Source organism: Emticicia sp. CRIBPO (assembly GCF_009905725.1).
Lineage (GTDB): Bacteria > Bacteroidota > Bacteroidia > Cytophagales > Spirosomataceae > Leadbetterella.
The window spans coordinates 338179-350680 of the sequence record NZ_JAAAKV010000006.1; the positions used below are offsets into that span (position 1 = coordinate 338179).

The following is a 12502-nucleotide window of genomic DNA, read 5'->3' on the forward strand; positions in this document are numbered from 1 at the left end:
TATGTTAAAAACATTTGAGTATCCGTTTAATAAGAGGAATAAAATAATTTGGTGCCCGTTCAAAAAGAAAATTGAATTTTAAATACATTTTAATGGACAAGATTCTTTTGATGCAGTCATTTTTTGATATTTTTGGAAAACTATAATATTCAACCATTAGAAAATGTATTTAAATTCAGATGCAAGAAAGGGTCAGACTTACGACGCCATTGTCGTAGGGTCCGGAATAAGCGGGGGTTGGGCAGCCAAAGAGCTGTGCGAAAAAGGACTTAAAGTCCTTCTTCTGGAGCGTGGAAGGGATCAGAAACACATTGAAGATTATAAACATGCATTGACCCCACCCTGGGAGCTTCCGCATCGCAACAGGGTAACCAATGCCATGAAGGAGAAATTTCCTTACGAAACCGTCGAAGGGAATTATCCGATCACAGAAGCCAACCAGGATTTCTGGCTGCCTTATGCAGAAAGCCCGTATCAGCAGGAAAAACCTTTCCATTGGTTCAGAGGAAACGGAATCGGCGGCAAATCGCTGCTTTGGGGTCGCCAGGTTTACCGCTGGAGCGACCTTGACTTTGAAGCCAATGCTAAGGACGGTATTGCGATCGACTGGCCTATCCGATATAAAGACATTGAGCCGTGGTATGCTTATGTTGAGAAATTCATCGGTGTCAGCGGCGAGGCTTTGAATTTGTCACATACGCCTGACAGCATCTTCCAGCCCGCCATGGAACTGAATTGTGTGGAGAAAGATTTTCAGCAGAAAATAAAAGCCCGGTATAAAGGCAACAGGCATGTTACGATAGGGCGGGTAGCTCATTTGACCCAACCCGAAGACTTTCAGCTGGAACTGGGGCGGGCAAGCTGCCAGTACCGCAACGCCTGCAGCAACGGCTGTCCCTATGGTGCTTATTTCAGCACCCAGGCTGCCACATTGCCGGCTGCCATGAAAACCGGCAACCTGACCGTCAGGCCGTTTTCGGTGGTTTCCAAAGTATTATATGACGACGCTTCCAAAAAAGCCAAAGGTGTGGAAGTGATAGATGCCAACACGATGGAGTCTATTGAGTTTTACGCCAAAGTCATTTTTCTCAATGCGTCCACCATCGGCAGTACCCACGTATTGCTTAACTCTATCTCTGACCGTTTCCCTGAAGGAATGGGTAACGACAGCGGACAGCTGGGCCGGAATCTGATGGATCATCACTCGCGTGTGGGGGCATCCGGTACTGTTGAAGGCTTCGAAGATGATTATTATTTTGGTCGCAGGGCCAACGGCATTTTCATCCCCAGGTATCGCAACATCGGTAATGATAAAAGGGATTATATCCGTGGATTCGACTACCAGGGAGGGGCCAGCAGACAAGGCTGGAGCAGGATGGTTGCAGAAATCAGTTTCGGGGAAGACCTCAAAAATGAACTTACGCATCCCGGCTCCTGGACACTGGGCTTCGGAGGGTTCGGGGAATGCCTTCCTTATGAAGATAACCGTATGACCATTCATCCTTTGGAGAGAGACAAATTCGGGATGCCTTCTATCATTTTCAATGCCGAAATCAAAGAAAATGAAATGAAAATGAGGGAAGATATGGGCAATGACGCAGCCGAGATGCTACAGATTGCCGGGGTTAAAAATGTTAAAATCAACAACTCCAAAAAATTCGCCCTGGGCCTGTCCAAACATGAAATGGGCACCGCCAGAATGGGTAAAAGCCCCAAAACCTCGGTATTGAACGCTCATAACCAGGTCTGGGGATGTGAAAACGTGTTTGTTACCGACGGGGCATGCATGACCTCATCCAACTGCGTTAACCCGTCATTGACCTACATGGCTTTAACGGCCAGGGCCTGTGATTTCGCGGTGAGTGAACTGAAAAAGCTTAACCTTTGAAAAAATGTTAAGCATATTTTCGGTCAAATAAAAAAGGAAGTTATGAATATTGTACAATAACTGATACCTTTGCCGCTCAGAATTTTTAATCGAACCTGAAAAGATTTTAACAATATCTTCTAACTAATACCGGACCCATGATCTGGAATAAAGTTAATGGCATCAGAGGATCCATTGACTTAAAATAGCCACGCATGAATAAGTACTTAAGTATAAAACTAAAAGCTATATCATTTTTTGCCACGTTCATGGTAACCTATATACATTCCTCGAACGTTCTGGTAAGGTTTCCGTCTGAATATCTTATTTCAGAAAAAGGATACAGCTATTTCATCCAGGAGTTTATTTCACAGGGATTAACAAGAGTGGCAGTACCTTTATTTTTTGCCATCTCCGGGTACCTGTTCTTTCTTAATATAAAGGGCGAACCCCGCGAGTTCTTTTTAAAAATAAAGAAAAGGGCAAAGACACTTGTAATTCCTTATTTGTTCTGGTCTCTTTTAAGCCTGCTTATCTTCTTCATTTTGCAGTCCCTCCCTTTTTCTGAAAAATTCTTTACCTCCAAACTTGTCAGAGATCTCTCAGCTAACGAATTACTGTCTTCGGTTTTTCTGAATCCGCTTTCGTATCCCTTATGGTTTATCCGGGATCTGATCATGCTGGCCTTGGTTTCTCCGCTTATCTATTTAGCTGTCAGATACCTGAAATATCTGAGCATATTATTATTACTGCCGGCCTGGATATTCGGGTTTAATTTTGTGATTTTTTTCGAAGAGGCCCTGTTCTTTTTCGTTTGCGGTTCATTCCTCAGTATCCGCAAAGTTGAAAAGCTGATACAAACCAGGTTTACGAAAAACCCCTGGATTTACTTTTGCCTGTGGCTATTGATTATCCTGGCTAAAACCATCCTGGTTTTTACAGACTTAAACAACCCGATTTTATTAAATATTTTACTCAAATTGAGTATCCTGACGGGAGTATTCAGCCTCTGGATAATGTATGACTACTTATTCAAAGCTACTGAACTTGCTGATTTCAAATATTTCGGGGTTTCCTCTTTTTCTTTCTTTCTTTATGCCAGCCATGAGCCTTTACTCACCATCGTCAAAAAAGTGTTTTTCTTCACTTTAGAAACGAGTGAGTTTACTTCTCTTGTGATCTACCTGACCGCTCCGTTGATAACCATAGCCATCTGTATTTCAATCGCCTACAGGTTAAAAAAGACAAGGCCCAGGTTTTACGAAATCATAACAGGAGGAAGATAAGACTGCTTAGTCTTTGAAAAACTCTGAATATTTGGAAGCATCAAAGCCGAGCATTTCAATTTTCTGATCCTCGATAACCGGCCTTTTGATCAGGGAAGTATTGGCTATGATGATCGGGATGGCTGTTTCAGGAGAACTTAAAGCTTCTTTTTCCTCATCTGAAAGCCCTTTATAGGTGGTACTGGCTTTGTTCACGACCCTGTCAAGCGGGAAAAACTTAAGCCACTCTTCTATTTTCTCTTTGGTGATTCCGTCTGTTTTATAATTATGGAATTCAAAATCTACTCCATTGGTTTTCAACCAGGTAGTGGCTTTTTTGACTGTGTCACAATTCGGGATTCCGTATACTTTATACATGTAATATTGATTTATCTGGCAAAATTAATCATTTCCGGATAGAACCTCAGCGGAATTCCGGATTAAGTATTTAAACCGGCCGTAACCTGATCCGTTAATTTGCCGTCAAATTGTTTAATATTCGTATTTAACTTTGCATTAACAAACCTATATTTGTTGTTTGAGTAATTTAACCTTCCAAAAACCAAAACAATCTCAATGTCTCAAATGAATATGTTGAATACCATTAAACTGGCCGGAACACTTCTCCTTTTAACCGTCTTAGGATGTCAGAGCAAAACACAGGGAACCGAAACGGCTACCGAACAGCAAGCCATCAACCCGAACGAAGTCACCTGGGAAACCGATATCAATGCTGCTTTACAGAAAGCCAAAAGCAGTAATAAAATCCTTTTTGTGGAATGCTATTCTCCTACCTGTCCGGTTTGTCAGAAACTTGAGCCTTTCTTCAAAAAACCTGAAGTAGCTAAAATCTACAATTCCAATTTCATCAATTTCAAACTGGACGTAGGCAATGTCGAGCTGGTTAAATTCCTGAATCAGAAAAATATTTTCCTGCCGAGCTTCCCTCAGTTCCTATTTTTTGATGGTGATGGAAATTTACTTCATCAATCTGAAGTAAACCCAGAAGTTTCTTCATTTGAACTAGTGGCAAACACAGCCAAGTCTCCAGAAAAAAGATCCTCGAGCTATGCCGAACGTTTTAGAACAGGTGAAAGATCCCTTGATTTTCTGACTGCCTATGCTTCATATGCCTTGATTTCAAGAGACACATTAGCTAATTTATCAGTAGCATCAGAACTCTTCAAAGGGTTCCCTGAAAAAGATTTGGGCTCCGAGCTGAGCTGGAAACTGACCAAAAAATGTGTGTCGGACATTGACAACGGTTTTGCCAAATACTGGTTCAATCATTCGGCTGAGGCGGCAGCCATTGAGAAAAAAGAGGGCCACGAAGGGAATGAAAATACTGTCTTTGGAAGAATCATCCAAGCATCTTTATATAGCCCCAGAGGCAGGCTGTATGGTACCGACAAGATCAATCTCATTAAACAATACATGGGCAAAGCAGGAGCTGCACAATATGCTGACGGCGTAACCTGGGAGTTTGAAACCAAAGCCCTGATCAGAGAAGGAAAAGCTGCCGGAGCGTTAAATATAGGAAAGAAAATGGCGGCCATGTACGGCAGCAATGGTCAGTCACTGGTGTATATCACCAAGGTGTTCAACGATGTTTATCCTGACGCAAGTTACAGTGTCACAGCCAAAGGATGGATGCAAAAAGCCAAGCCATTGATCAAAGAGAACAACGCCCTGGCTGAATATTATTATGAATCGGCAAGACTAAATCAGAAAACGGGAGATAAAGTTACCGCAAAAACAGAAGCATTACAGGCTTTAAACCTTGCGACAACCGCGAAAGTCAATCTTCAGAAATTTAATCTCCTTGTTAGTAGTTTTTAACGGCCTAATACTGAAAATGTTTATTGCGAATTTTTAAGTAATTTATGGGTATTAGAAATTTATCTCTCGAAAAAAAACAGCCTACCGGTTAAGGTACTTATTAAGTATGTCCACAAATTATTAATACCTTGTGGACATACTTTAAAGCAGTTCGTGATCGATATCAAAAGAAATGATTTCTAATTGGCCATTTTCATCTGGCGATAAAGCATATAAAATACTATTATCCATATTAATCGCTATTCTTACCACCTTCCTATCCAGATTATAAGTGATTACTTTTTCACCAGTCCAATCATAAAAATAAATTTTATCTGAAAAATAGTCTTTTGTATAGTAAGAGACGGCTTGTCCCAAATAAGAAAGATAAAATCCATGATTATTTGAAGTAATATCATGATAATACATTTTTGACCGATTACTTTTAACTGCTAAAGAATCATAACCTAATTTAATCAGTTTTATATCATTAGGATACGCTCTGTATCGCCTCCATAGTTCTTCAAGATTGCTTTCCTTAACATTTAATACATTAATTAAATCAGCTCCATAAGTCGCAACAGCTAATCTATCCATTGTAGGTTTCAAACTGAACATTGGTTGATATAATTTAGCATTATTTTTTTCATCTATATATTTGCTAATCTTATCTGGACTAGGGTAATCTAAAAAGAATCCTAAACTCTGCTTATCCTTATCAACCAAAAGTAACCTTCCGTTACTACTTCTGCTTTCCCCAATCCATACATTCTTCCCCACCAAAAGCTTACCGTAATCTTCGCGTGGAAGATTAATGAGAGACGATGAATCCAATTTAATTTTATAATCATCAATCTCTTTGTTAAAACAAATAAGTTTATTTGTCAAGATATCATTTATGCAAAAAGAATAATCATTGTTTACAAACGTCTGAATCGTGGTAACAGAAACAAGATCGAGACCCTTTTGATCATTCTTAAAACTCTTAACATTTTTTTTATCATTGATATTAAAAATATCAATGATAAAATCCGATTTATAATTCCCTACTATTAAGAGGGAATCATTAAATATCCCCACTGAGTATGGACTATGTAGATTCTCAGCAGCAATAAATACACTCGATCTTAAAGTTTTTAAGTCTCCTTTTTCATAAGACTTACAAGAAATAACAATGCTCACAATTAATAATAGTATTAATTGTGAGCATTTCATTGTTGAAATAAATTTCATTTGATAAAAAACAATTAATTGTTTTCCCAAACAATTTCTCCATAATAATACGTTTTCCCGTCGGTACATGTAAAGTTTGTATTTTTAGGCTTACATCTAGAAATACTAGTCTCTCCTTTAAGAGCTTCAAAATTCTCTTCAACAGAACTTTGATCATCTACCTCTGAAAAACTGGATAGCAATCCACCAACTAACAAGGCTGTGCATACTGACAAAAAAAGATTTTTCATATGTTACAATTTAATTTAATAAGCACAATAATACATTGCCTATTTTAAAATTACAAGCTTTCTTCAAAAAATTCGTATCCCCTTACGTTAATCTATAGTTTGTCAAAAAAAACAAATCTGCGTCTATATATTCAATCATTGCCCAGAATTTACATAATCAACTAATAATAAGAAGGTTAAATTATCGATTGTTAAAAATTCTATTTAAATATAATTTCTCTATTTTTTTACTAATTGCAGGATTGCCTAACACCAGACACTCATTGCTAGAACCCAGTAAGAGAGTTTGGATACGATGATCGAACAACTTATTTTTTACAATAAAATCATTTGTGCGGTCATAATATATTGGCAAATCAAGTCCATATTTTATGAGATACTCCTTTTCAAAATAGTCTTCATCATTTGTAAAGACTATTAGAACTAATTCAATATCATTATCTGTCAAAATAACATTCTTATTGAACTCTTTCCAATACAATAAATTATTTATACAGGTTACACACGTGCCATCAATGTATGAAATTATCTTAAATCGCTTTTCTCCTTTCGTATTTGAAAAAGATGCTATTTTAGCCTTCTTTAAGCTACTGGGGATTATAACCTCTGAGTCAATTATTTCGTTTAACAATTCTTCATTTTCTGACACCCAATCTTTCTTTTTTGATTGGCATGAAAATATTATAAGAAGAAGGAAAATAGAAAGATATCTGGCGTAAAGCATTTTAAAAAGAATTCATTTATATTAATATCAAATTACAAATTAACTATTCATTATCTCATTTATAACAAATTACTCAAGTATTTTCAACAAGTTTATTATCAGTATCTATCTCACTCCTTTTTGTCAATATCCTCTTTTTATTCATTTTGAAACACTTCTTCGTAGTGTAAAGAAACAATAAATTATAAACCTTTCAAGCGATACACAATATATGGATATATTTGTTTAGCTGTGAATTTAAACTTTTGAGGAGAACATCTTTACTAAGAGAGGTTTTTGGACTTAATTATTCATAAAAATCAATTTATGAACCATTTGAAACGCCCTGGCTGAATATTATTATGAATCGGCAAGACTAAATCAGAAAACGGGAGATAAAGTGACTGCAAAAACAGAAGCATTACAGGCTTTAAACCTTGCGACAACCGCGAAAGTCAATCTTCAAAAATTTAATCTTCTGGTAAGCAGCTTATAATCTGCTATTTAACTTGCGGAGTAATTTCTATTCCTATGGAAAGAATATTGGTAAGTGGGTCAGGACGCATATTATGGCTAATGACCCATTTATATTTTCCGGGTTTCGGAAACCTGAAATCTTTATACTTGGGGGCCTGCATACGGTGATCAAAAATATCCCCCAGCCCATCTCCGAAAGGCTTTCCGGTTTTTTCTTCAAACAGGATAACCTCATCCATTGAGCTGGAAACCACCTCACCCGAAGGCCCGGTAAGCACCTGGTTCAGATACAAATTATAGTAAGGATAAGAAATGGAGTTCCTCACCAGGTAATTCATCTCATAGACTTTAGAAATATCTTTGATCTCGAAGTTAAAAACCTCTTTTTTGGCAATCGCCCATTTCCCGTCTTTCAAATCCCGGATTTCCTTTACTTCCCCGTTGTTACTGGCACAGGAGAAAACAAAAAGAGACAAAAGAACAGGAATACTCAGAAGCCTGAAAAATTTCATTTCGGATTAGCGTTGTTGTTCGGGTTGTTATTATTCCGGTTGTTATTTCTGTTCCGGTTATGGCGTTTGTTCCGGTTCCCCGATTTATTACCACCAGCATTCTCAGCATTTCCGCCACCACCTCCGCCGCCGGATCTTCTCTTGTCGGAGAACTTCTTATCCAGACGCTCAAGGTCATTATTGATACTCGAAGACTTAGACTGAGGAGCCACATCCACCAATTGAACAAGGTTCTCCAATCCTACCGGCTTAAGGCCTTTCTGGTTCATCTTCTGGATCTCCACCACCTGTGAGCAGGCTATCGGATACCAGTTGGTTTCGTTAGGGTAACTGAACCACATGATTCTCCTGAAAATATCTGTTTTCTGGACGGTTGCTTCTCCCTTTTCGGTCAAAAGCGGCCTGTCTACTGAAGGAATATCTTTGATGGCATCAATATAAGTTTCAAGCTCATAGTTCAGGCAACATTTCAATCTTCCGCATTGTCCTGATAACTTGGTCGGGTTGAGCGAAAGGTTCTGATAACGGGCCGCAGCCGTCGGAATGGCCTTAAAATCTGTAAGCCAGGTAGAGCAGCAAAGCTCTCTTCCGCATGATCCGATACCGCCGATCCTGGCCGCTTCCTGACGAAGGCTGATCTGACGCATCTCTACACGTATCTTGAATTCCCCTGCCAGCAACTTGATCAGTTCCCGGAAATCGACGCGGTCGTCTGCAGAATAATAAAACGTAGCTTTGGTATTGTCCGACTGGTATTCCACCTCAGAGAGTTTCATCTGGAGGCCCAGCTGCTTGGATATCTCCCTGGTGCGGTACATCGTAGGCAAATCACGGTTGATCGCCTGTGAGTGTTTTTCGAGGTCTTTTTCGTTCGCAAGTCTCAGAATCGACAAGACTTCAGACCCATCCTGGATGTTTTTCTTGATCATCTGGAGCCTTACGAGCTCTCCCTGCAATGAAACCGTCCCGATATGATACCCTGAGGCCATCTCACAGACCACAAAATCACCGGTATAAAGTTCAAGATTGTGGACATTCCGGAAGTATTCTTTCCTGCCCCCTTTGAACTTGATTTCCACTACATTATATCGCATCGACTTCGGCGTTTCCATGTTGGAAAGCCAGTCAAAAGAATTCATTTTAGTACATCCACCACTGCCGCATCCACCTTTACTACTGCATCCGGCTACTGTGACGTGGTTGGATTTCTCTCCTATATTTACCGCCTTGATACTTCCGCACCCTCCCGACGAACATTGTCCACAACCCATATATATTTACAGAAAGAATAGTCTGATTTTAATTAAATTTTTCACAAAGCAAATACTTTGGAAAACAAATCTAATCATTTATCAAAATACTTCATTAAATCTTTACCAATATCTTTTCGGAAGTAACTTCCCTTATACTTCACTTTTCTCGCCATTTTCTGCGATTTTTTCACCGCGGCAGTCATGGTGCGGGCCATCCCGGTCAGGGCGATCACACGTCCGCCGTTCGTAACAACGTTGTCTCCCTGGCTTTTAGTACCGGCATGAAACACCAGGCCGTCTTTCTCAGGATCAGGAATTTCCATCTTGTCTCCCTTACGGTAATCTTCCGGATAACCACCTGCCACCACCATCGTGGTCACAGCAGATTTGGCATGAACGGCCAGTTTGAATTTGTCCAGTTTACCGTCAGCAGCAGCCTTGAAAAGCTTTACCAGATCCGATTTGATCCTCGGCAATACCACCTCTGTCTCAGGGTCTCCCATCCTGACGTTGTACTCAATCACCATCGGATTCCCGTTATCATTCATCAAACCGATAAAAATAAAACCGACATATTTGATGCCTTCTTCCTGCAAACCGTAAAGCGTAGGTTTCACCACCTTTTCTTCCACTTTAGCCAGGAACTCCGCATCCGCAAACGGAACAGGGGAAACCGCCCCCATACCACCGGTATTCAGGCCTGTATCACCAACCCCGATTCTTTTATAGTCTTTCGCCTCCGGCAGTATCACATAATTTTTCCCGTCGGTCAATACAAACACAGAAAGCTCTATGCCGTGAAGGTATTGTTCTACCAGTACTTTACTACTGGCGTCTCCGAACTTGGCTTCAGCGAGCATTTCGTGCAAAGATTTTTTAGCCTCTGCCACATCTTCTGTGATGATCACACCCTTTCCTGCTGCCAGTCCGTCTGCTTTCAGTACATATGGGCCCTGCTGTGTTTCCAGGTATTTTAATCCTTCGTCAAGAGTGTCTTTCGTAAAAGTCTCTGAATAGGCCGTCGGAACGTTATATTTCTGCATGAAGGCTTTCGAAAAATCCTTACTGCCTTCCAGCCTTGCTCCTGATGCATCAGGACCGATAATCCTGATCTTCTTTAATTTTTTATCTGTTTTGAAATAGTCTACGATACCTTTAACGAGTGGTTCTTCGGGACCTACAATTACCATGTCAATGGCATTTTCCAGCACAAAACTTCTGATCCCGGCAAAATCACTAACGGCCAGGTTAACATTCCGGGCTATTTTTTCAGTTCCGGCATTTCCCGGAGCCACATACAATTGCCCGCAGCTTTTTGATTGTGCGACTTTCCAGGCAAAAGCGTGCTCTCTCCCTCCCGAACCTATGATGAGTATATTCATTTTTTGCTAATGTTGAATTTGGGATGGACAACTGCCCGATCCCGCAATTATTATATATTAAATCTGATCTGCCTTTTCCGGAATACTCACTCAAAAACGAGCCTTATGATCAAAAAACAAAGTCCTTTTTCCGTTCTCCTTTTTCCTTGTCTTCCGGATTACCCGCAAAAATACATCAGAAGGCTGGGTTTTGAAAGTATCTGATTTGAAGTATGCAAATTAGGGGCAACACTCAGGCCAATTATGACATGACAAGCCCCCTTTTCAAAGATAAAGTGCAGAAACCGGCTATAATTAGCCAAATACAAATCCTTCTTTGAAAAGTAAATTTTCCTGACTTAATTTGGGCTACAATAAAACCGGAAATATAATTGATGCAAAACGTTTGTGCCGTATTTGACATTGGGAAAACCAACAAGAAACTCCTCGCTTTTAATGAAAATTATGAAGTGGTTTTTGAAAAACAAACCAGGTTCGAAGAGTCTCTGGACGACGACGGCGATCCCTGTGACAACCTGATGGCACTGACAAAATGGATGACTGACGAGTTTGAATTACTGTCTTCACATCCTGATTTTGAGGTAAAAGCCCTTAATTTTTCGGCTTACGGTGCGAGCCTGGTACACCTGAACCACGAAGGCAAAGCCATTGCCCCGCTTTACAATTACCTGAAAAAATTTCCCGCCGCTCTTAAAAAGGAATTTCTAGAAAAGTATGGCCCCGCAGAGGATTTCTTTACCGATACAGCCTCTCCTGACTTAGGGATGTTGAATTCCGGTCTGCAGCTGTACTGGCTCAAAAAACAAAAGACTGAGATTTTCAAGCATTGCAAGTCTTCATTGCACCTGCCTCAATACCTGAGCTTTGTTTTCAGCCGGGAGGTTCATTCTGAACTTACCAGCCTGGGGTGTCATACCGCCCTCTGGGACTATTCAAAAAACAATTACCATCAGTGGGTAGAGCAGGAACATCTGCATTCCATCAGCCAACCGCCTCAAAAATCTTCAACCATAGTTAAAAATGAAAGCCTTGCTGTCGGCGTGGGAATTCATGACAGCTCAGCAGCATTAGTGCCGTACCTGAAAACTGATCCGAAACCTTTTGTCCTGGTATCGACAGGCACCTGGTGTATCACCCTGAATCCGTTTAATCATTCACCGCTCACTTCCTCTTTACTTAAAAAGGATTGTCTGAATTATATCAGTTACGAAGGCAATCCTGTCAGGGCTTCGAGGCTTTTCTCAGGCAATGAACACGAAAGACAGGTAAAACACCTTTCAGAATATTTCCAGAAACCGCTGGATTATTACACCACGGTAAAATTCGACTACAAAATCATTCAGCACCTGAGGAAAATACACAAACAGGCTATTCCCGAACAAACCGAATTGGGAGAGTTGATGGACAGCCCCTTTGTCGAAAGAAATCTGAATACTTTCAGAAGTTTTGAAGAAGCTTATCACCAGTTTTTACTAGACCTCGTAGCCCAGCAGGTAGCCTCCATCCGTTTAACTTTTGACGTCAAAATCCCGAAAAGGATTTATGTGGATGGCGGATTCTCCAAAAATGAGATTTTTATGCATTTACTGGCCGAGGCCTTCTTTAACATTGAAGTGTATGCTTCAGACCTTGCCCAGGCTTCCTCTCTGGGAGCAGCGATGGTCATCGCAGAACATTGGAATACACAGGAGTTTTCAGAAAAACATCTGAAGCTTAAAAGATATATCTGACTATTTTTTGTTGCTTCTCCGTTTCAAGAGAA

Annotated in this window: 11 protein-coding genes; 4 read left to right on the forward strand and 7 right to left on the reverse strand. The window is 40.2% G+C overall.

Features of this window, described 5'->3' with window-relative positions; all coding sequences use genetic code 11:
• The first annotated feature begins 163 nt into the window (after positions 1-163).
• A complete protein-coding gene (locus GVN16_RS14590) occupies positions 164-1888 on the forward strand; it encodes a GMC oxidoreductase (RefSeq protein ID WP_166564633.1) in 1725 nt (574 codons plus the stop codon).
• Between the two features lie 194 nt (positions 1889-2082).
• A complete protein-coding gene (locus GVN16_RS14595; RefSeq protein WP_166564634.1) occupies positions 2083-3153 on the forward strand; it encodes an acyltransferase in 1071 nt (356 codons plus the stop codon).
• A gap of 6 nt (positions 3154-3159) precedes the next feature.
• Here GVN16_RS14595 and GVN16_RS14600 read toward each other — a convergent pair whose 3' ends face one another.
• Positions 3160-3510, reverse strand: coding sequence for a Spx/MgsR family RNA polymerase-binding regulatory protein (locus tag GVN16_RS14600; RefSeq protein ID WP_166564635.1), 351 nt, complete (start codon positions 3508-3510; stop codon positions 3160-3162).
• Between the two features lie 198 nt (positions 3511-3708).
• Here GVN16_RS14600 and GVN16_RS14605 point away from each other — a divergent pair, with 198 nt between their 5' ends.
• The gene (locus GVN16_RS14605) at positions 3709-4971 is read left to right on the forward strand and encodes a thioredoxin family protein (protein ID WP_166564636.1); all 1263 of its coding nucleotides are present in this window, start codon (positions 3709-3711) and stop codon (positions 4969-4971) included.
• 141 nt (positions 4972-5112) lie between these two features.
• On the opposite strand, the gene GVN16_RS14610 is transcribed toward GVN16_RS14605, so the two are convergent.
• The 6 genes from GVN16_RS14610 to purD all read right to left on the reverse strand — a co-directional run bounded on the left by GVN16_RS14610 (position 5113) and on the right by purD (position 10740).
• Entirely contained in the window at positions 5113-6183 is a 1071-nt protein-coding gene (locus tag GVN16_RS14610; protein WP_166564637.1) for a BF3164 family lipoprotein, read from the reverse strand.
• Positions 6184-6197: 14 nt separating this feature from the next.
• A complete protein-coding gene (locus GVN16_RS14615) occupies positions 6198-6413 on the reverse strand; it encodes a hypothetical protein (protein WP_166564638.1) in 216 nt (71 codons plus the stop codon).
• 181 nt (positions 6414-6594) lie between these two features.
• Positions 6595-7137 carry a hypothetical protein gene (locus tag GVN16_RS14620; RefSeq protein WP_166564639.1) on the reverse strand — a complete coding sequence of 181 codons (543 nt, stop codon included), beginning with the start codon at positions 7135-7137 and terminating at the stop codon, positions 6595-6597.
• 479 nt (positions 7138-7616) lie between these two features.
• The gene (locus GVN16_RS14625) at positions 7617-8105 is read right to left on the reverse strand and encodes a gliding motility lipoprotein GldH (RefSeq protein ID WP_166564640.1); all 489 of its coding nucleotides are present in this window, start codon (positions 8103-8105) and stop codon (positions 7617-7619) included.
• Entirely contained in the window at positions 8102-9376 is a 1275-nt protein-coding gene (locus GVN16_RS14630) for a regulatory iron-sulfur-containing complex subunit RicT (RefSeq protein WP_166564641.1), read from the reverse strand. The genes GVN16_RS14625 and GVN16_RS14630 overlap by 4 nt, the downstream gene beginning before the upstream one ends.
• A 74-nt stretch (positions 9377-9450) precedes the next feature.
• Positions 9451-10740 (reverse strand): phosphoribosylamine--glycine ligase, encoded by a 1290-nt coding sequence (gene purD, locus GVN16_RS14635; RefSeq protein WP_166564642.1) that lies wholly within the window; start codon positions 10738-10740, stop codon positions 9451-9453.
• Between the two features lie 374 nt (positions 10741-11114).
• Here purD and GVN16_RS14640 point away from each other — a divergent pair, with 374 nt between their 5' ends.
• A complete protein-coding gene (locus tag GVN16_RS14640; RefSeq protein ID WP_166564643.1) occupies positions 11115-12470 on the forward strand; it encodes an FGGY-family carbohydrate kinase in 1356 nt (451 codons plus the stop codon).
• The last annotated feature ends 32 nt before the right edge of the window (positions 12471-12502 follow it).

What these genes read in the sequence shown, in the direction of transcription:
- GVN16_RS14590 (WP_166564633.1), top strand. Translation starts at nt 164, where the DNA reads ATGTATTTAAATTCAGATGCAAGAAAGGGTCAGACTTACGACGCCATT.
- GVN16_RS14595 (WP_166564634.1), top strand. Translation starts at nt 2,083, where the DNA reads ATGAATAAGTACTTAAGTATAAAACTAAAAGCTATATCATTTTTTGCC.
- GVN16_RS14600 (WP_166564635.1), bottom strand. Translation starts at nt 3,510, where the DNA reads ATGTATAAAGTATACGGAATCCCGAATTGTGACACAGTCAAAAAAGCC.
- GVN16_RS14605 (WP_166564636.1), top strand. Translation starts at nt 3,709, where the DNA reads ATGTCTCAAATGAATATGTTGAATACCATTAAACTGGCCGGAACACTT.
- GVN16_RS14610 (WP_166564637.1), bottom strand. Translation starts at nt 6,183, where the DNA reads ATGAAATTTATTTCAACAATGAAATGCTCACAATTAATACTATTATTA.
- GVN16_RS14615 (WP_166564638.1), bottom strand. Translation starts at nt 6,413, where the DNA reads ATGAAAAATCTTTTTTTGTCAGTATGCACAGCCTTGTTAGTTGGTGGA.
- GVN16_RS14620 (WP_166564639.1), bottom strand. Translation starts at nt 7,137, where the DNA reads ATGCTTTACGCCAGATATCTTTCTATTTTCCTTCTTCTTATAATATTT.
- GVN16_RS14625 (WP_166564640.1), bottom strand. Translation starts at nt 8,105, where the DNA reads ATGAAATTTTTCAGGCTTCTGAGTATTCCTGTTCTTTTGTCTCTTTTT.
- GVN16_RS14630 (WP_166564641.1), bottom strand. Translation starts at nt 9,376, where the DNA reads ATGGGTTGTGGACAATGTTCGTCGGGAGGGTGCGGAAGTATCAAGGCG.
- purD (WP_166564642.1), bottom strand. Translation starts at nt 10,740, where the DNA reads ATGAATATACTCATCATAGGTTCGGGAGGGAGAGAGCACGCTTTTGCC.
- GVN16_RS14640 (WP_166564643.1), top strand. Translation starts at nt 11,115, where the DNA reads ATGCAAAACGTTTGTGCCGTATTTGACATTGGGAAAACCAACAAGAAA.